This is a genomic window from Pseudomonas sp. HS-18 (genome assembly GCF_020401845.1).
GTDB lineage: Bacteria > Pseudomonadota > Gammaproteobacteria > Pseudomonadales > Pseudomonadaceae > Pseudomonas > Pseudomonas nitroreducens.
On the sequence record NZ_CP084413.1, the window covers coordinates 2,674,776 to 2,693,838 of the forward strand.

General features: G+C 65.9%; 16 protein-coding genes and 1 pseudogene. 12 read left to right on the plus strand and 5 right to left on the minus strand.

Features of this window, described 5'->3' with window-relative positions; translation table 11 throughout:
* The first annotated feature begins 62 nt into the window (after positions 1-62).
* The 4 genes from peaA to peaD all read left to right on the plus strand — a co-directional run bounded on the left by peaA (position 63) and on the right by peaD (position 4,658).
* Positions 63-1,634 carry a quinohemoprotein amine dehydrogenase subunit alpha gene (peaA, locus tag LDJ84_RS12555; RefSeq protein WP_037007359.1) on the plus strand — a complete coding sequence of 524 codons (1,572 nt, stop codon included), beginning with the start codon at positions 63-65 and terminating at the stop codon, positions 1,632-1,634.
* A gap of 75 nt (positions 1,635-1,709) precedes the next feature.
* Complete coding sequence (gene peaB / locus LDJ84_RS12560) at positions 1,710-3,140, plus strand: quinohemoprotein amine dehydrogenase maturation protein (protein ID WP_226046407.1); 1,431 nt, start codon at positions 1,710-1,712, stop codon at positions 3,138-3,140.
* Position 3,141: 1 nt separating this feature from the next.
* On the plus strand, positions 3,142-3,465 hold the full coding sequence (gene qhpC / locus LDJ84_RS12565) for a quinohemoprotein amine dehydrogenase subunit gamma (protein ID WP_015477047.1): 324 nt from the start codon (positions 3,142-3,144) through the stop codon (positions 3,463-3,465).
* A gap of 59 nt (positions 3,466-3,524) precedes the next feature.
* On the plus strand, positions 3,525-4,658 hold the full coding sequence (peaD, locus tag LDJ84_RS12570; RefSeq protein ID WP_083195996.1) for a quinohemoprotein amine dehydrogenase subunit beta: 1,134 nt from the start codon (positions 3,525-3,527) through the stop codon (positions 4,656-4,658).
* A 76-nt stretch (positions 4,659-4,734) separates the two neighbouring features.
* Here the strand turns inward: peaD and LDJ84_RS30920 are convergent, their stop codons facing one another.
* Positions 4,735-5,013 (minus strand): PSPA7_2676 family Cys-rich small protein, encoded by a 279-nt coding sequence (locus LDJ84_RS30920; RefSeq protein ID WP_413247459.1) that lies wholly within the window; start codon positions 5,011-5,013, stop codon positions 4,735-4,737.
* A 197-nt stretch (positions 5,014-5,210) separates the two neighbouring features.
* Between LDJ84_RS30920 and LDJ84_RS12575 the strand changes: the two genes are divergently transcribed.
* Positions 5,211-6,011, plus strand: a complete 801-nt coding sequence (locus LDJ84_RS12575; protein WP_226046408.1) for an SDR family NAD(P)-dependent oxidoreductase — start codon at positions 5,211-5,213, stop codon at positions 6,009-6,011.
* Between the two features lie 160 nt (positions 6,012-6,171).
* On the opposite strand, the gene LDJ84_RS12580 is transcribed toward LDJ84_RS12575, so the two are convergent.
* The 4 genes from LDJ84_RS12580 to pbpG form a co-directional block, all read right to left on the minus strand.
* On the minus strand, positions 6,172-6,738 hold the full coding sequence (locus LDJ84_RS12580) for a TetR/AcrR family transcriptional regulator (protein WP_065084108.1): 567 nt from the start codon (positions 6,736-6,738) through the stop codon (positions 6,172-6,174).
* 204 nt (positions 6,739-6,942) lie between these two features.
* The gene (locus LDJ84_RS12585) at positions 6,943-8,076 is read right to left on the minus strand and encodes a thiolase family protein (protein WP_169887799.1); all 1,134 of its coding nucleotides are present in this window, start codon (positions 8,074-8,076) and stop codon (positions 6,943-6,945) included.
* Positions 8,077-8,097: 21 nt separating this feature from the next.
* On the minus strand, positions 8,098-8,637 hold the full coding sequence (locus LDJ84_RS12590; protein ID WP_413247446.1) for a PaaI family thioesterase: 540 nt from the start codon (positions 8,635-8,637) through the stop codon (positions 8,098-8,100).
* A 161-nt stretch (positions 8,638-8,798) separates the two neighbouring features.
* Entirely contained in the window at positions 8,799-9,728 is a 930-nt protein-coding gene (gene pbpG, locus LDJ84_RS12595; protein ID WP_169937884.1) for a D-alanyl-D-alanine endopeptidase, read from the minus strand.
* 504 nt (positions 9,729-10,232) lie between these two features.
* Here pbpG and LDJ84_RS12600 point away from each other — a divergent pair.
* The 7 genes and pseudogenes from LDJ84_RS12600 (at position 10,233) to LDJ84_RS12625 (ending at position 19,058) form a co-directional block, all read left to right on the plus strand.
* The gene (locus tag LDJ84_RS12600) at positions 10,233-11,912 is read left to right on the plus strand and encodes an AMP-binding protein (RefSeq protein WP_024765566.1); all 1,680 of its coding nucleotides are present in this window, start codon (positions 10,233-10,235) and stop codon (positions 11,910-11,912) included.
* Between the two features lie 51 nt (positions 11,913-11,963).
* Positions 11,964-12,986 carry an AraC family transcriptional regulator gene (locus LDJ84_RS12605; protein ID WP_226046409.1) on the plus strand — a complete coding sequence of 341 codons (1,023 nt, stop codon included), beginning with the start codon at positions 11,964-11,966 and terminating at the stop codon, positions 12,984-12,986.
* A 245-nt stretch (positions 12,987-13,231) separates the two neighbouring features.
* Positions 13,232-14,350: pseudogene (locus LDJ84_RS30925) on the plus strand (HAMP domain-containing protein); the annotation flags it as partial.
* Between the two features lie 102 nt (positions 14,351-14,452).
* Positions 14,453-15,208, plus strand: coding sequence for a methyl-accepting chemotaxis protein (locus LDJ84_RS30930; RefSeq protein ID WP_371914062.1), 756 nt, complete (start codon positions 14,453-14,455; stop codon positions 15,206-15,208).
* A gap of 197 nt (positions 15,209-15,405) precedes the next feature.
* Complete coding sequence (locus tag LDJ84_RS12615; RefSeq protein ID WP_226046411.1) at positions 15,406-17,070, plus strand: acyl-CoA synthetase; 1,665 nt, start codon at positions 15,406-15,408, stop codon at positions 17,068-17,070.
* 18 nt (positions 17,071-17,088) lie between these two features.
* Entirely contained in the window at positions 17,089-17,859 is a 771-nt protein-coding gene (locus tag LDJ84_RS12620; RefSeq protein WP_054907902.1) for a 3-hydroxyacyl-CoA dehydrogenase, read from the plus strand.
* Between the two features lie 8 nt (positions 17,860-17,867).
* Positions 17,868-19,058 (plus strand): acetyl-CoA C-acyltransferase, encoded by a 1,191-nt coding sequence (locus tag LDJ84_RS12625; RefSeq protein WP_170859893.1) that lies wholly within the window; start codon positions 17,868-17,870, stop codon positions 19,056-19,058.
* Positions 19,059-19,063 lie beyond the last annotated feature (5 nt).

A 19,063-nucleotide genomic window follows, 5' to 3' on the forward strand; every position in this document is an offset into this window, starting at 1 on the left:
CTCTTAGCCCATCGGTGGGCGCCAATAACCAACAAGAATACCGAGGAGGCCTGACCTTGAAGATGACACGACTTCGGCACTATCTGGGTGCCGGAACCCTGGCCGCACTGGCCCTCGCGTTGCACCAGACGGCCCAGGCCGCACCCGAGGGCCAGGCGATCATCAACGCCAAGTGCCAGGCGTGCCACACGCCCGAAGGCAACAACTCCCTCAGCCGTATCAGTCATCAGCGGAAGACCCCCGAGGGCTGGCTGATGAGCATCGGCCGCATGCAGGTGATGTACGGCCTGAAGATCACCGACGAGGAGCGTCGTGCGGTGGTCAAGTTCCTCGCCGACAAGCAGGGCCTGGCGCCCAGCGAGACCGAAGGCGTGCGCTACGCCCTCGAGCGCCGGCTGAACACCGTCGAGACATTCGATACCAACTTCGAGCAGATGTGCGCCCGTTGCCACTCGGGCGCGCGCATCGCCCTGCAGCGCCGCCCGGCGGCGGAGTGGGAGAAGCTGGTGAACTTCCACCTCGGCCGCTGGCCGTCTCTGGAATACCAGGCCCTGGCCCGTGACCGTGACTGGTTCGACCTGGCGAAGAAGGAGATGGTCCCGGAGCTGGCCAAGCGCTTCCCGCTGGAAGACAAGGCCTGGAGCGACTGGCAGAAGAACCGGCCCAAGGCCGAGACACTGGCCGGCGAATGGAGCTTCGCCGGGCACATGCCGGGCAAGGGCGATGTCGCGGGCAGCATGAAAGTCGCAAAGGACGGCGACGACGCCTTCAAGGTCAGCGTGACCGGCAAGTATGCCGACGGTTCGCCGTTCGATGGCGAGGGCAGCGCTGTGCTCTACAACGGCTACGAATGGCGCGGCGCGGTGAAGGTCGGTGACGTCACCATGCGCCAGGTGTTCGCCGCCCTGAACGGCCAGATGCAGGGCCGCATGTTCGACAAGGCCCACGACGAGCGCGGCCTGGACTTCGTCGCCGCACAGAACGGCACCAGCCGCGTCCTGGGCGTGCAGCCGGCGTACCTGAAGGCGGGCGCCGAGACCGAAGTCAGCGTCATCGGCAGCGGCCTTAAAGGCAAGCCGTCGTTCGGCCCGGGCGTCGAGGTGGTGTCGGTGGTTTCCGCGACGCCCGAGCGCGTGACCGTCAAGGTCAAGGCTGCCGACTCCGCTGCCGTCGGCGAGCGCGATGTTGCCGTGGGCAGCGCCAAGGGTGGAAGCCTCGCGGTGTACAAGGACATCGCCGAAGTGAAGGTGGTGCCGGAGTTCTCCATCTCCCGCATCGGCGGCAATGGCGGCTCGACGCCCAAGGTCCAGGGCAGCTTCGACGCCGAGGCCTGGGGCAAGGGTGCCGACGGCAAACCGTTCCGCATCGGCGTGTTCCCCGCGCAGTGGTCGGTGGAGCCGTTCGACGACCGCGCCAAGGAAGACCAGGACGTGAAGTACGCCGGGGTGATGGACGCCGACAGCGGCATCTTCACGCCGGGTGACGCCGGCCCGAACCCGGCGCGCAAGATGATGACCAACAATGCCGGCAACCTGAAGGTGATTGCCGCGGTGGACGACGCCGGCCAGTCGCACAAGGGCGAAGGGCACATGATCGTCACCGTGCAGCGTTGGAACAACCCGCCGATTCCGTGATGCGGGATCGGATGAACTGAACCCCTGAACCCCGTCTTCGGACGGGGATTGGCAAGCAAGTTCCGGGAGGTCGCCATGGGCGCCATCTTGAATCTGGTCGAACGCAACCTGCATGAAGTGCAGGTCGACGCCGACCGCCTATTGTTCCATATCCCCAGCTCCTCGCTGTTCGCCAGCGACGAGTTGACCGGCGGGATCATCGACGCGCTGCGCGGGCATGCCTGCTCGCCGGACGAGCTGACCCAACGCCTGGCCGGGCGCTTCGGCGCCGAGGAAATCGACGAGACCCTGCGCGAGCTGATCGCGCTGGAGCTGGTCAGCGACGGCTCGCCGCTGACCCCTGAAATCGGTATCAAGAAGGTTGACCGTACCGCACTCAATACCGTGGTGCTGAACGTCAACACCGGCTGCAACCTCAGCTGCACGTACTGCTACAAGGAAGACCTGGACAAGCCCTCCGCCGGCAAGAAGATGGGTGCGGAAACCGCCGAGGCCTCGGTGGAAATGCTGATCCAGGAGTCCCCCGACGAGCAGCGCTACACCGTGGTGTTCTTCGGCGGCGAACCGCTGTCCAACCGCCCGCTGATCGAGCACATGGTCGCGTATTGCGAGCGCCGTTTCGGCGAACTGGGCAAGACGGTGGACTTCGTCATGACCACCAACGCCACGCTGCTCACCGAGGAAATCGTCGACTGGCTCAACGCCCATCGCTTCGGACTGTCCATCAGCATCGACGGGCCGAAGACGGTGCACGACCGCAACCGCATCACCGTGGGCGGGCAGGGCACCTATGACGTGGTGCGGCGCAAGGCCGACATGCTGCTGTCGCGCTATACCGCGCGGCCGGTCGGCGCGCGGGTGACGCTGACCACCGGCGTCACCGATGTCGAGACCATCTGGAATCACCTGTTCAACGAGATGGGTTTTGCCGAAGTCGGCTTCGCCCCGGTCACCTCGGGCGACATCAGCAGCTACAACCTCACCGGGGACGAGTTGAAGGCGGTCTTCGCCGGCATGAAGGCCCTCGGCCGGCGCTACCTGGACGAGGCACTGCAAGGGCGCAACATCGGCTTCTCCAACCTGCACCAGCTGATCACCGATATCCACGAAGGGCAGAAGAAGGCCCTGCCGTGCGGCGCCGGGCTGAAGATGCTGGCGGTGGACCACAAGGGCGAGCTGAACCTGTGCCACCGCTTCACCGGCTCCTCGCTGCCGACCTTCGGCAACGTCCATGAAGGGGTGAAGCAGGCCGAGCTGAACGAGTTCCTCTCCCAGCGTCTGGACCGCACTGACACCGGCTGCGCCAGCTGCCACATCCGCAACCTCTGCTCCGGCGGCTGCTACCACGAGAGCTATGCGCGCTACGGCGACCCGGCGCACCCCACCTACCACTACTGCGAACTGATGAGGGACTGGGTCGATTTCGGCATCGAGGTCTACAGCCGGATCATGGCTTCCAACCCCAGCTTCATCGACCGCCACATCACTCCGCGGAAGGCGCACTGACATGAAACATCTGAAAGCGATCAACACCAAAGCACAGAAGCTCGAACAGGCCGCCGCCGAGGATCGCATCGAGGACGTGGTGGCGATGAACTCCGTGGCCGGCTGCGCGGCCACCACCGACCCGGGCTGGGAAGTCGACGTGTTCGGCGGCGTGTCCTCGCTCTGCCAGCCGATGGAAGCGGACCTCTACGGCTGCTCCGACCCCTGCTGGTGGCCGGCCCAGGTGCCGGACATGATGAGCACCTACCCCGACTGGAACAAGGATGCGCAGGCCTCGGCCGAGAACTGGCGCAACCTCGGCACCGTATTCCCGGACGACAAATGACCGGACTGACGAATATCGGCCCAAAGAGCATGGACCAGAAGAACAAGAGGAAAACCTGCATGTCCAGAAAAGCATTCGCCGCCGCGCTCGGTGGCCTCTCGCTGGCCTGCGCGCTGCAAGCCGTCGCCGCCGATGCCGGCACCGACACCGGCAAAGCGCTGGAAAGTGGCCACGAGTACCTGATCAGCACCAACTACCCGAACAACCTGCACGTCATCGACATGCAGACCGACAAGCTCTACAAGACCTGCGCGATCCCCGGCGCCTATGGCCCGGGCATGACCCAGCTGTCGCCGGATCGCAAGGTCGCCTACATCCTCAGCAACCACTACGCGGACATCTACGGCATCCAGCTCGATGACTGCAAACCGGTGTTCCACGCCACCATCGCGCAGAAGCCGGGCGAGAACGCGCGGGCGATGTTCTCCATGACCGTCAGTCACGACGGCAAGGAGATCTACGCCATCGCCAACCCGACGCTGATCCTCTCCGAACACTACGAAGTGCAGCAGCCGCGCCTGCAGGTCTACTCGGTGGCCGACGGCATGGGCGCCAAGCCGGTGCGCACCTTCCCGGCGCCGCGTCAGCTGACCATCATGCAGAGCGGCGATGACGGCACCCTCTACGTGGCGGGCCCGGACATCTACAAGGTGGACGTGAAGACCGGCAAGTTCGACGTGATCATCCCCAGCCGCAACTGGAAGCGCCCCAACTACGCGCCGCCAGATGTGCTCTACGTGTGGAACCAGCAGACCTACCCGCGTGACTTCTCGCTGCTCTACACCACGGCGAAGTTCAAGGACGCCAAGCAGGACATGGCCACGGCCGATTTCCTCTACGGCTTCTTCAACATCGACCTGGCCACCGGCAAGACCGAGACCGTCGATTTCGGCCCGGTCACCGAGGTGTACTTCAGCGGTATTCGCTCGGCCAAGGACCGCAACGTCATCTACGGCGTGCTGAACCGCCTGGCCAAGTACGACATCAAGGAGCAGAAGCTGGTCAAGGCGGCGAACCTGGACCACTCCTACTACTGCCTGTCGACCAACAAGGCCGGCAACAAGCTGTACCTGACCGGCACCCTGAACGACGTGGCGATCTACGATGCCGACAGCCTGGAGCGCATCGGCGATCTGAAGCTGCCCGGCGGCGACATGGCGATCACCACCAGCCAGGCCTTCGTGGCGAACTGATTCACCTCCGCTGTACCGGACTGTCCGGAGCACTTGCGTGCTCCGGGCAGCTTCGTTTCCGGCCCGCAATCCCGGCTCAGATTTCCGGAGCGGGCCTCAGGTACCGCTGCGCCCCGCAGCGCGCACAGCGCTGGCACAGCATCGGCACATGGCCGACCTCGGTCAGATTCCCTTCATCCCAAGCACAGCCCAGGAAAAAGCAGCGCAATCGCATGTGTCCTCCTCCGGCAACGCCGGTGTTGAGACAGGCAGAAAGGTGCAGGTGTGGCTCCCGGCTTGTTCTTGTGTGGAGACGCCCGAGAGGTTCTCGCGCGCGCTCTAGAATGGGCAATCTAAACCGCCCAATGGCCTTCATGGCCCGTGCGGTGCGGTCTGCCGCCACGCCGGTTACCACTCGTCACCCTCAGGGAATGGACCTTGACAGTTAATATTATGAGCATAATATTCACCTTCAGATGACGGCCATAATCTGAATCGGGTCGGACATTCCAGACGGCCAATCGGCCCTACCCACCTTGCATGCGGGGCAACCGCCTCACTGGAGACAGAACCATGTATGCCAAATCCGAACTGGGCCGCGCACTGATCACCGGTGCTTCCTCCGGCATCGGCGCCACCTACGCCCAGCGCTTCGCCGCCCAGGGCTACGACCTGCTGCTGGTGGCCCGCGACCAGCAACGCCTGGAGGCCCTGGCCGCACGGCTGGGCGAGGAGTACGGCGTTGCCGTGGATGTGCTCAAGGCCGACCTCACCCGTCGCGAGGATCGTGCCCGCGTCGAAGCGCGCCTGGCCGAAGACAGCAGCATCAGCCTGCTGCTGAACAATGCCGGTGTCGCCATCAACGGCACCCTGCTGGAGACCGACCTGGACCGCCTGGAAAGCATGATCGAGCTGAACGTCACCGCCACCGCGCGCCTGGCCGGCGCTGCCGCCAAGGCCTTCGCCGGGCGCGGCACCATCATCAACGTGGCCTCGGTGCTGGCCCTGGCGCCGGAGCTGTTCAACGGCAGCTACAGCGCCACCAAGGCCTTCGTGCTCAACCTGACCCAATCCATGCAGCAGGAACTGGCGCCGCAGGGCCTGCGTATCCAGGCCGTGCTGCCGGGTGCCACCCGCACTGAAATCTGGGATCGCGCCGGCACCGATATCTCCGCACTGCCGGCGGAAATGCTGATGGACGTGAACCACATGGTCGACGCCGCGCTGGCCGGCCTGGCCCAGGGCGAAGTAGTGACCCTGCCGGCGCTGCCGGATGCCGGCGAGTTCGACGCCTTCACCGCTGCGCGCCTGAAATTGGCGCCGAACCTCTCGCGCAGCGTGCCGGCGCAGCGCTACGGAGTTGCAGTGGGCTAACCGGGTAACTGAGTGGCGAAAAGCTTGCCCCGGCCTTGCGCCGGGGCTTTTTTATGCGCGGCTCTTTGTAGGAGCGAGCTTGCTCGCGAACCTGCAAGGCACGCTGCCAAGCGGTTCGCGAGCATGGACTGGGCGTCCCCCTCGGTCCTGCGGGTGTCTCTTATTCCGCCGCGCCGATTTCCCGCTTCAGGTGCCGGCGGGTGCTGTCCAGGATGCGCTCGGCCAGCTCGGTGTCCGCCACGCTGCGCGACAGCACGAGCGCGCCAATCAGGGTGGCGAGCAGGGCGACGCTTTGGTCCTCGGCATGCTCGGTTGGCAGCGCCTGCTCGATGGCTTTGATGCGTGCCTGGACGATGGCGTCCGTGGTGGCGCTGGCATGCCCGCGGGCGCCCAGTTCGGCAGAGATGGTCGGCAACGGGCAGCCCTTGCCCGGCGTGTTGCGATGGCCGGTGGAGAGGTACTGGTCGATGAAGCCGGGCAGCGGGTCGTCCTTGGCGAACTGCTGGTCGACCACCGGGCGCAGTTGCTCGGCGGCCTGCTGCAGGGCGATTTCCACCAGTTCGTCCTTGGACTTGAAGTGCGCGTAAAAGCCGCCGTGGGTCAGGCCCAGCGCCTTCATCAACGTCTGCAGGCCGGTGGCGTCGACGCCTTCGCTGCGGAAGCGCTGTGCCGCCTCGTTGATGATGCGTTCGCGGGTCTGGGCCTTGTGGTCTTCGGAGTAACGCATGACCGGGTGTCTCCTGCGGTGCATGGAATGCTGGGTGACATTCTAACGCAGGGTGGGTGAGGAGAGGTGATTCAGGGCAGAGGTGTGGATGGAGTTGCAGGAGCGAGCTTGCTCGCGAACGAACCCCCGCAGCGGGTCCAGGTTCGCGAGCAAGGACCAGGCGTTCCCCTCGCTCCCACAAACGTCAATAGCGCTCGGTAACCGTCAGCGAACAGCTTCCAGCAACGTCGCCACACCTTGCCCGCCACCAATGCACTGGGTGGCAATGGCATAACGCCCGCCGGTTTCCTTCAGCAGCGCCGCCGCCTTGCCGGTGATGCGCGCACCGGTTGCGCCCAGCGGGTGACCGATGGCCAGGGCACCGCCGTGCAGGTTGACGCGGTCGATATCCAGCTCAAGCCCGCGCAGGCAGGCCAGTGCCTGGCTGGAGAAGGCTTCGTTGATTTCCACCAGGTCGATGTCGGCCATGCGCAGACCCGCGCGGTCGAGCAGCTTGCGGGTGGCATAGAGCGGGCCCATGCCCATGATTTCCGGCGGGCAGCCAACCACGGCGACGGCTTTCACCCGCGCCAGGATGTCCAGCCCATGGGCACGGGCGAAGTCTTCGCTGCACACCAGCACGGCCGCTGCGCCATCGGTGAGGGGGGAGGCAGTACCCGCGGTGACGCTGCCGCCGAACGCCGGTTTGAGCTGCGCCAGCGCCTCCAGGTTGGTGCCGGGGCGGATGCAGCCGTCCTCGTTGACCACGCCGTTGGGTGTGTCGATGGGCACGATCTCCGCGGCCAGCAGCCCTTGCTCGCGGGCACGGGCCGCCTTGGCATGGGAGTCCACCGCCATGGCTTCCTGGTCCGCGCGCGAGATGCCGAAGCGCTCGGCGACGATTTCCGCTGTCTGCCCCATCGGCATGTAGGCCTGCGGGAATTCGGCCAGCAGGTGCGGGTTGGGTGACAGGTTGAAGCCACCCATGGGCACGCGGGTCATGGATTCCACGCCGGCGCAGATGAACGCATCGCCGGCGCCGAGTTGGATCTGCCCGGCGGCGAAGTGGATGGACGTCATGGACGAGCCGCAGAAACGGTTCACCGTGGCGCCGGCCACCGTTTCCGGCAGCCCGGCGAGGAAGCTGGTGATGCGCGCGATATTCATGCCCTGTTCGGCCTCGGGATAGGCGCAGCCCATGATCAGGTCCTCGATCAGGCTGGCATCCAGGGCGCTGCGTTGTACCAGTGCCTTGACGGTCTGCGCGGCGAGGTCGTCCGGGCGTACGTCGATCAGCGCGCCCTTTTTGGCGAAGTGGAACGGGGAGCGGGCATAACCCGCGATCACTACGGAAGTCATGGTCGGTCTCCTGAACAGCTGTCAGCGCCCGAGGATCAGGCAGGTGGTGGAACCGGTGGCGTAGAGCTTGCCGTCCACGTCGTAGAGACGGCCTTCGGCCAGGGCGGTGGAGCGGCCGACATGCACGATCGTGCCCTCGGCGCGGATCGGTCCGGTGTCGCGGGTCAGTGCGCGGATGTAGCTGATGCGCAGGTCGGTGGTGGTGTAGCCCAGGCCCGGTTCGAGCATGGTGTGCACCGCGCAGCCCATGGCCGAGTCCAGCAGCGTGGCCGCGTAGCCGCCGTGCACGGTGCCCAGCGGGTTGTAGTGGCGCATGTCCGGGGTGCCCTGGAAGATGAAGCGGCCCTGGCTCCATTCCAGCGGGACGAAGCCGATCAGCGCGTTGATCGGCGGGGCGGGCAGCTCGCCTGCTCCGATGCCGTCGAAGAACTCCTGGGGCGTCTTGCTGCGCAGTTCCTGCACGGCAATCACGCCAGGCTCGGCCAGGCGCTGGCGCATTTGCGCGGCCGCCGCTTCCCAGGCGGCAATCTTCTGTTCACGGGTCAGTGTCAGTTCGGTCATCGCGGGCTCCAGCACTTCGATTAAATATTACGATCATCATACTAGCATTGAATGATGATCGGCATATAAGTGACGGAAGCGCCATCCAGCAGGGCTGAAACGACAGGGAAAGTGGGAAGGAGAGGGCGCTGGCGGAGCGGACTCCGCCAGCGCGGAGGGCTTTACTCGGCGGTGGCGGTCATGCTGGCCGCACGGGCCTGGCTGCGCTGAGCCTTGTATTGCAGGGCGACGGCGGGCACCGGCGAAGCGACACCGGTTTCGACCCAGCGGCGGATGCGACCGGCGTCGGCCACGTGGGTGCGTTTGCCAAAGGCATCGAGCAGGGCCAGGGCGACCGGGCGGCCGTTCATCATGGTAACCATCACCAGGCAGTGGCCGGCGTCGTTGGTGAAGCCGGTCTTGGTCAGGCGGATGTCCCACTTGCCGTTGCGCACCAGCGGGTTGGTGTTGAAGAAGCTCAGCGAATAGCTGGGCTTGCTGAAGCGCGCATCGCTGGTCGCCGTGGTGCTCAACTGGCGGATCTGCGGGTAGGTGTAGGCAGCCTTGGCCAGGCGGATCAGGTCATTGGCGTCGGAAACGTTGTGGATCGACAGGCCGGTGGGCTCGACATAATGAGTGCTGGTCATGCCGAGGGATTTCGCCTTGGCGTTCATGGCTGCGACGAAGGCCCTGGAGCCGCCCGGGTAGTTGTGGGCGAGGCTGGCGGCGGCGCGGTTTTCCGAGGACATCAGCGCCAACAGCAGCATGTTCTGGCGGCTGATCATGCTGCCCAGGTGGACGCGGGAGAACACGCCCTTCATCTCGGCGGTCTCGGAGATGTCCACGGGGATCAGCTCGTTCATCGGCAGCTTGGCGTCCAAGGTAACCATCGCGGTCATCAGCTTGGTCACCGAGGCGATAGGCACTACCAGGTTGGGGTTGCTGGAGTAGAGGGTCTTACCGTTCTCCAGGTCGACCACCAGCGCGCTGCCGGAGGCGAGGACGAGTTCTTTGGGGGAGGCCGTCTTGGGGGTGGCAGCAAAGGAGTTCGATGTACAGACAACAGCGGCGCAGGCAAACAGCAGGCTCAGTATCGAACGACGAGTAGTCATGGATGTGATTCGCAAGCGTTGAGTGGGAATTTGTCTACATCCATGTAGGCATTTTCGTCGAATTCTACTGCAAGGCCTGCGCTAGCGCACCTGGCGCTGGGCGTCTCAGTTTGCGACAGCCTGAGACGTGCCGACGTCGTCCAAGCAAGGCCACGACTGGTACTGGCGGCCGTAGCTCAGCTACCAGCTCGAGCTGTTGCGAAATGCAACCGCAGCGGTTGGGAGGCGAACTTCCGAAACTCTTCTCAAGGCCTCGCCAGCTCTGGCTTTCAGGCCGAATGGCACGCTTTGTGAGTAGCTATCCTGAATGATGCGGAGGCGCCCGCCAACATCGTTCTGCCGATGGTCGGGGTTGCGTTTACCTTTACGTTAACGTAAACATTCTCCGTCGCCCGCGACCGGTCAGTCAGTCCGGCCGGGTAGGTTGGCTCTCGGTGCTTTGGCACCGCTGCCAGAGCCGATCGTTCAGCGTTGATCCCAGAACAAGCACAACAAGGGAAAGCCATGAACCACCTGAGTTACACCCGCGGCCCCCAGGACAAACCCCTGCTGGCCATGACCGTCGGCGCTGCCTTCGACGCCACGGTAGAGCGTTTCGCGGCCCGCGAGGCTCTGGTCGTGCGTCACCAGAACCTGCGCTACACCTGGGCCGAGCTGGCCGAGGTGGTCAATGGCATCGCCCGCGCTTTCCTCGCCCTCGGCCTGCGCCCCGGCGACCGACTGGGCATCTGGGCGCCCAACTGCGCGCAATGGTGTGTCACCCAGTTCGCCAGCGCCAAGGTCGGCGCAGTGCTGGTCAACATCAACCCGGCCTACCGGGTGAGCGAACTCGAATACGCGCTCAAGCAGTCCGGCTGCCGCTGGCTGGTGTGCGCCGATGCGTTCAAGACGTCCGATTACCACGGCATGCTTGCCGACCTGCTGCCCGAACTGGGGCAGGGGCGACCGGGCGAGCTGTCCAGCGACCGCCTGCCGGAGCTGCGCGGGGTGATCAGCCTGTCCGATACGGCGCCGTCCGGCTTCCTGCGCTGGAGCCAGCTGGAGCCGCTGGGCCGTGGCACGTCCGCCACCGAGCTGGCCGAGCGCCAGGCGCTGCTGCAGTTCGACGAGCCGATCAACATCCAGTACACCTCTGGCACCACCGGTTTCCCCAAGGGCGCCACGCTCAGCCACTACAACATCCTCAACAACGGCCTCATGGTCGGCGACAGCCTCGGCCTCACCGAGCACGACCGCCTGGTGATCCCGGTGCCGCTGTACCACTGCTTCGGCATGGTGATGGGCAACCTCGGCTGCCTGACCCACGGCTCCACCATGATCTACCCCGCGCCCAGCTTCGAGCCCGAGGCAACCCTGGCGGCGGTGGCAGAAGAGAAGGCCACCGCGCTGTACGGCGTGCCCACCATGTTCATTGCCGAACTGGATCACCCGACCCGCCACGACTTCGACCTCTCCAGCCTGCGCACCGGCATCATGGCCGGCGCCACCTGCCCGATCGAAGTGATGCGCCGCGTGATCGACGAGATGCACATGGCCGAGGTACAGATTGCCTACGGCATGACCGAGACCAGCCCGGTGTCCCTGCAGACCGGCCCGGAAGACGACCTGGAAACCCGCGTCACCACCGTCGGTCGCACCCAGCCGCACCTGGAAAGCAAGATCATCGACGCCGACGGCCGCGTCGTCCCGCGCGGCACCATCGGCGAACTCTGCACCCGTGGCTACAGCGTGATGCTCGGCTACTGGAACAACCCGCAGGCGACTTCCGAGGCCATCAGCCCGGCGCGCTGGATGCTCACCGGCGATCTCGCCGAGATGGACGAGGCGGGCAACGTGCGCATTGTCGGGCGCAGCAAGGACATGATCATCCGCGGCGGCGAGAACATCTATCCGCGCGAGATCGAGGAGTTCCTCTATACCCACCACGCCGTGGCCGACGCGCAGGTGATCGGCATTCCCGACGAGAAGTACGGCGAGGAGCTGGTGGCCTGGGTCAAGTTCCACCCCGGCCACAGCGTCGCCGAGGACGAACTGCGCGCCTTCTGCAAGAACGCCATCGCCCACTTCAAGGTGCCGCGCCACTTCCGCTTCTGCGACGAGTTCCCGATGACGGTGACCGGCAAGATCCAGAAGTTCCGCATGCGCGAAATCAGCATCGACGAGGTGCGCGCCAAGCGTGGCTGAGCGCTCGACACCTTCCTGCGCCCAGGCGTGCGTCCCTGACATCGGCGCGCCATGGGCGTAGAGAAGGGCACCATCTCCATCCGCCTGGTCAGCGAAGCGCTGGCCGAGTTTCGTCGCGCCGGCCGTGACGACGGGCCTCTATTGGCCGCCGCCGGCATCGCCCCGGAGCTGTTCGGCAAGCCTTACGCGCGGGTTTCCAGCCAGGCTTACGCGCGGCTCTGGCTGCGCCTGGCGAAGGAGATGGACGACGAGTTCTTCGGCATGAATGCCCGGCGCATGAAGTCCGGCAGCTTCAACTTCATGGCCGCTGCTGCGATCCGCGAACTGACCCTGGAAGCGGCGATGAACGCCGCGCTGCGCTTCATGGGCCTGGTGTTCGACGACTTCTCGCCGCGCCTGGTGCGCCAGGACGGCGTCGCCTCGATCACCCTCGACGAGCCTGCAAGCTCCGCGCCTCGCGCTTTCTGCTACTTCACCCTGTGGTTGATGCTGCATGGCCTGGCCTGCTGGCTGGTGGGGCGGCGCATCCCGATCCTCGCCATCGAGCTGCGTTGTCCACGGCCGGATTTCATCGAGGACTACCGGGTGATGTTCTGTGACAATCTGCGCTTCGCCCGCCGCCAGTCGCGCCTGCTGTTCAACGCCGAAGCGCTGGAGCTGCCGGTGCGCCGCGACGAGCGCGAGTTGCGGCGATTCCTGGGTGGCGCGCCGGCCAATATCCTGGTGCGCTACCGCGACCCGCAGAGCCTCGCTGCACGTACCAAGGCCTACCTGCGCAGCCTGAAGTTCGAGCGCTGGCCGGACCTCGACGCGCTGGCCAGCCACTTCTACATGGCGCCCTCGACCCTGCGCCGCAAGCTGGCCGCCGAGGGGCAGTCCTACCAGGCACTCAAGGACCAGTTGCGCCGCGACCTCGCCCTTGCACGGCTGGACAGCGGCGACGGCAACTTCGCCGACCTGGCCGAAGAGCTGGGTTTCGCCGACACCAGCGCCTTCTACAAGGCGTTCCGCAAATGGACCGGATCGACGCCGGGGCAATACCGCGCACTGATCCGCCAGGAGCCTGAAATTTAAGGGCGCCGCTCAAGTAGCCGCCTTTCAAGCCGATAGAACGACACAGAACCGCTCTTGCCCAAGGACGCCCCTCCATGCCCCTGTCCCGCCTTTCGATCCAGTGGAAGATTACGCTGCTGACCGGCCTTTGCCTGCTCTGTATCGTCTGCCTGCTGGTCGGCCTCTCGCTGTTCCGGATGAACCATGATGCGCAGCTGATCAAGGCGGCCAACGCTGACATGCTCAAGGACGCGGCCAAGTCGCGGATGCAGGCGCGCAGCGAGCAGCAGGCGGAAATCATCCAGCGCTTCTTCACCGACGTGTACCACTTCGGCAACCAGTTCTCCCGCCAGGTCGCCCAACTGCGCGAACAGTCCACCAAGCACGGCGCGGACCCGGCAGCCGTGCGCAAGGACCTCAACCTGCTGGTGCGTGACGGCCTGAAGAGCAACCCCAACCTGCTCAGCCTCTACGTGGTCTTCGAGCCCGATGCGCTGGACGGCCAGGACGCCGCCTTCCATGACCAGCCCGATGCCGGCAGCAACGAAAAGGGCCGCTTCGGTGCCTACTGGGCGCAGAAGGCCTCCGGTGAAATGACCGGCCTGGCAGTGACCGAAGACATGATCGCCGACACCTCGGCCATGCTCGACGGCAGCCCGTTCAACACCTGGCAGCTGTGCCCGCTGCAGACCCGCAAGGCCTGCGTGCTCAACCCCTATTTCGACAGCGCCTCGGGCACCAAGGTGCTGATGACCACCGTGACTTTCCCGCTGATGGATCAGGACAAGGTCATCGCCGTGATCGGTATCGACATCAGCCTCAGCCGCCTGCAACAGCTGGCCGTTGATGGCGACCGCGAGCTCTACGACGGTGCCGGCAGCGTCAGCATCGTCAGCCCGGCGGGCCTGCTCGCCGGCTACAGTAGCGACGAAGCGTTGCTCGGCCAGCCGCTGGAGAAGGCCATTCCCGGCCAGGCCGCCGAACTGCTGTCGCTGCAGGCCAGCGGTCGCCCGCAGGTGCTGGAGAAGGATGGCCAACTGCGGGTGGTCGAGCCGCTGCTGCCGATCCCGGACGCCACCAAGCCATGGGCCGTGGTGCTCGACGTACCGCAGGACGTGCTGCTGGCGCCCGCGCTGCAACTGCAGAAGCAGCTCGATGAGCGCAACTCCAGCGGCGCGCTGTGGCAGACGATCTTCGGCCTGATCGCCGCCATCGTCGGCCTGCTGCTGGTCTGGCTCACCGCCCGCGGCGTGACCCGGCCGATCCTCGGTGTGGCCGCCATGTTGCGCAACATCGCCAGCGGCGAAGGCGACCTGACCAAGCGCCTGGACTACGCCGGCAAGGATGAACTGGGCGAGCTGGCCGGCTGGTTCAACCGCTTCCTCGACAAGCTGCAGCCGATCATCCGCGACGTGAAATCCTCGGTGCACGACGCCCGCGCCACCGCCGACCAGTCCTCGGAAATCGCCAGCCAGACCAGTGCCGGCATGCAGCAGCAGTTCCGCGAAGTCGACCAGGTTGCCACTGCTTCGCAGGAGATGAGCGCCACCGCCCACGACGTCGCCAACAGCGCCGCCATGGCCGCCGATGCCGCCCGTGGCGCCGACGGTGCGACCCGCGACGGCCTCAACGTGATCGACAACACCACCCGCCTGATCGACGAACTGGCCAGCGACATGAGCAGTGCCATGAGCCAGGTGGAAGGCTTGGCCGCCAGCAGCGAGCAGATCGGCTCGGTGCTGGAAGTGATTCGCGGCATCGCCGAGCAGACCAACCTGCTGGCGCTCAACGCCGCCATCGAAGCGGCTCGCGCCGGTGAAGCCGGGCGCGGCTTCGCGGTGGTCGCCGACGAGGTGCGCAACCTCGCCAAGCGCACCCAGGATTCGGTGGAGGAAATCCGCCAGGTCATCGAGGGCCTGCAGAACGGTACCCGCGACGTGGTTGGCGCCATGAGCAACAGCCACCGCCAGGCCCAAGACAGCGTGTCCCAGGTCGAGCAGGCCGTGGCCGCGCTCAAGCGCATCGGCGATGCGGTCAGCGTGATCACCGACATGAACCTGCAGATCGCCAGCGCCGCCGAGGAGCAGAGTGCCGTGGCCGAGGAGATCAACCGCAACGTGGCAGGCATCCGTGACGTCACCGAATCGCTGTCGAGCCAGGCGCAGGAGTCGGCGCAGGTGAGCCAGTCGCTGAACAAGCTGGCGAATCACCAGCAGGGGTTGATGGATCAGTTCAGGGTTTGAGTTCCGGGCCTGCCATTCAAGGAAGGCAGGCCGCTCAGCCAGCGGTGGATAACGCTGGCGCGTTATCCACCCAACAAAAGCACTCGCCGGGCTGTCCAATCCGCTCATCCAGGTTGGCGGCTTTCGACATTGCCCGCGCGCCAGTGCAGCGGGAACATCAGAGGACTCCACACAAGAACAAACCCAGGAGTTCCGCGATGCGTTCCCATACCGCCGCCACGGCCGAGTTCGACTACTTCGCCGCCGCCGACGCCGTCCTGGCCGGCAACCTCGATGCCCTCAACGCCTGTGTCGAATGCTGCGACCGCCACGCCATTCCCGGCCGCGTCGCGCTGTTCTGGGAGGGCAAGGACGGTGACAGCGCCAGCTACACCTTCACCCAGCTGAAAGAACTTTCCGGCCGCTTCGCCAGCTTCCTGTACAGCCTCGGCGTGCGCCCCGGCGACTGCGTCTCCGGCATGCTGCCGCGTACCCCGGAGTTGCTGATCGCCGTACTCGGTACCTGGCGCCTCGGCGCGGTCTACCAGCCGCTGTTCACCGCCTTCGGACCCAAGGCCATCGAGCACCGTGTCAAGCTCGCCGGCAGCAAGGTGGTGGTCACCGACGGCGCCAACCGCGGCAAGCTCGACGAGGTCCCCGACGCCCCCACGCGGGTCACCGTCGGCGGGCCGAAGGGGCAGGGTATTCGTCATGGCGACTACAGCTTCTGGGCCGAACTGGAACGACACTCGCCGGACTTCGAACCTGTCCTGCGCAGCGGCGAAGATCCCTTCCTGCTGATGTTCACCTCCGGCACCACCGGGCTGGCCAAGCCGCTGGCCGTGCCGCTGAAGGCCATCGTCGCCTTCGTCGGCTACATGCGCGATGCGGTCGGGCTTCGCGAGGAGGATTCGTTCTGGAACCTCGCCGATCCGGGCTGGGCCTACGGCCTCTACTATGGCCTCACCGGGCCGCTGGCCATGGGGCACCCGATCACCTTCTACGAAGGCGCGTTCACGGTGGAGAGCACTTGCCGCATCGTGCGCCAGTACGGCATCACCAACCTGGCTGGCTCGCCCACCGCCTACCGTCTGCTGATCGCGGCTGGCGAGGCAGCGTCCAAACCGCTCAAGGGCCGCCTGCGTGCCGTGAGCAGCGCCGGCGAGCCGCTGACGCCGGAAGTCATCCGCTGGTTCGCCAGCGAGCTGGGTGTAACCATCCACGACCACTACGGCCAGACCGAGTTGGGCATGGTGCTGGCCAATCACCACGAGCTGGAACACCCGGTGCACCTGGGCGCTGCCGGCTTCTCCATCCCCGGCCACCGCGTGGTGGTGCTGGACGAGCAGGGTAACGAGCTGCCCGCCGGCCAGCCCGGCGTGCTGGCCATGGACCGCAAGCGCTCGCCGCTGATGTGGTTCGCCGGTTACCAGGACATGGAAACCAAATCCTTCGTTGGCGACTACTACCTCAGCGGCGACACCGTGGAGCTGAACGCTGACGGCAGCATCAGCTTCGTCGGTCGCGCCGACGACCTGATCACCACCTCCGGCTACCGCGTCGGCCCGTTCGACGTGGAGAGCGCGCTGATCGAGCACCCGGCGGTGATCGAGGCGGCGGTGATCGGCAAGCCGGACCCGGAACGCACCGAACTGGTCAAGGCCTTCGTGGTGCTCTGTTCCTCCTACCGGCCGGGCGCGGAGTTGGCCGAGGAACTACAACAGTACGTGCGCAAGCGACTGTCGGCGCACAGCTACCCGCGGGAAGTGGAGTTCGTCGAGGAACTGCCCAAGACCCCCAGCGGCAAGATCCAGCGCTTCCTCCTGCGCAACCAGGAGATCGCCAAGCAACGCGAAGCGGCCGAGAAAGCGGCGGCTCACTAAGTCCAGCGGAGAAACTTCATGCAGATCCAGAACAAGGTATTCCTCATCACCGGCGGCGGTTCCGGCCTCGGTGCGGCCACCGCGAAGCTGCTGGTGAGCGCTGGCGCCAAGGTGGTGCTGGCCGATATCAACGCCGAAGCCGGTGCGGCCCAGGCTGCCGAACTGGGCGAAGCCAATGCACGCTTCATCCGCACCGACGTGTGCAGCGAGGCGGACGGCAAGGCTGCCGTGCAACTCGCCCTGGACGCCTTTGGTGCGCTGCATGGGCTGGCCAACTGCGCGGGCGTGGCGCCGGCGGAGAAAGTCATTGGCCGCAATGGCGTGCACGGGCTGGAAAGCTTCGCCCGCACCATCAACATCAACCTGATCGGCACCTTCAATATGCTGCGCCTGGCCGCCGAAGCCATGGCGCAGAACCAGCCGGACGCCGGCGGCGAGCGCGGCATCATCATCAACACCGCCTCGGTGGCGGCCTTCGACGGGCAGATCGGACAGGCCGCGTATTCCGCCTCCAAGAGCGCCGTGGTCGGCATGACCCTGCCGATCGCCCGCGAACTGGCGCGCTCGGGCATCCGCGTGATGACCATCGCCCCCGGCATCTTCGAGACGCCGATGATGGCCGCCATGCCCCAGGAAGTCCGGGACTCCCTCGGCGCCAGCGTGCCGTTCCCGCCGCGCCTCGGTCGTCCCGACGAGTACGCCGCGCTGGCCCGCCACATCATCGAGAACAGCATGCTCAACGGCGAAGTGATCCGCCTCGACGGCGCCATCCGCATGGCCGCGAAGTAAGCAGGAGAATTGCCATGAACGATCCCATCGTCATCGTCAGCGCCACCCGTACCCCCATGGGCGGCTTCCTCGGCGACTTCAAGGATGTCACCGCCGCCACCCTCGGCGCAGCCGCGATCCGTGCGGCCGTCGAGCGCGCCCGCCTGGGTGCCGAAGAAGTGGATGAAGCCGTACTCGGCTGCGTGCTCGCCGCCGGCCAGGGCCAGGCGCCCGCGCGCCAGGCGGTGCTGGGCGCGGGGCTGGCGCGTGGCACGCCGTGCTCCACGGTGAACAAGATGTGTGGCTCGGGCATGAAGGCCGCGATGATGGCCCACGACGCCATCCTCGCCGGTAGCGCCCGCGTCGCCTTGGCTGGTGGCATGGAGAGCATGTCCAACGCACCGTATCTGTTGGAGCGCGCCCGCAGCGGCTACCGCATGGGCCACGGCAAGGTGCTTGACCACATGTTCCTCGACGGCCTCGAGGACGCCTACGACAAGGGCCGCCTGATGGGCACCTTCGCCGAGGACTGCGCCGAGAAATACGGCTTTACCCGTGAGCAGCAGGATGACTACGCCATCACCTCGCTGAGCCGCGCGCAGAAGGCCATGAGCGAAGGCCGCTTCAAGGACGAGATCGTCGCGGTCACTGTGAAGGCTGGCAAGGAACTGCGTGCCATCAGTGAAGACGAGCAGCCGCCGAAGGCGAAGCTGGACAAGATTCCGAGCCTGAAGCCGGCCTTCCGCGAAGGCGGCACCGTGACGGCGGCCAATGCCAGCTCCATCTCCGACGGCGCCGCCGCACTGGTGCTGATGCGCCTGTCCGAAGCCGAGAAGCGCGGTTTGACCCCGCTGGCGGCGATCCGTGGCCATTCGTCCTACGCCGATGCGCCGAACCTGTTCCCGACTGCCCCGGTGGGCGCGGTTGAGCGCCTGATGCAACGCACCGGCTGGGCGATCGGCGACGTCGATCTGTTCGAGGTCAACGAAGCCTTCGCCGTCGTCGCCATGGCCGCCATGCGCGACCTGGATATTCCCCATGACAAGCTCAATGTCCACGGCGGCGCCTGCGCCCTCGGTCATCCCATCGGTGCTTCCGGCGCGCGGGTGATCGTGACCCTGCTGTCGGCGCTCAAGCAGTACGACCTCAAGCGCGGCGTGGCCTCGGTGTGCATCGGTGGCGGCGAAGCCACGGCCATCGCGGTCGAGCGCCTGGCCTAAGGAGC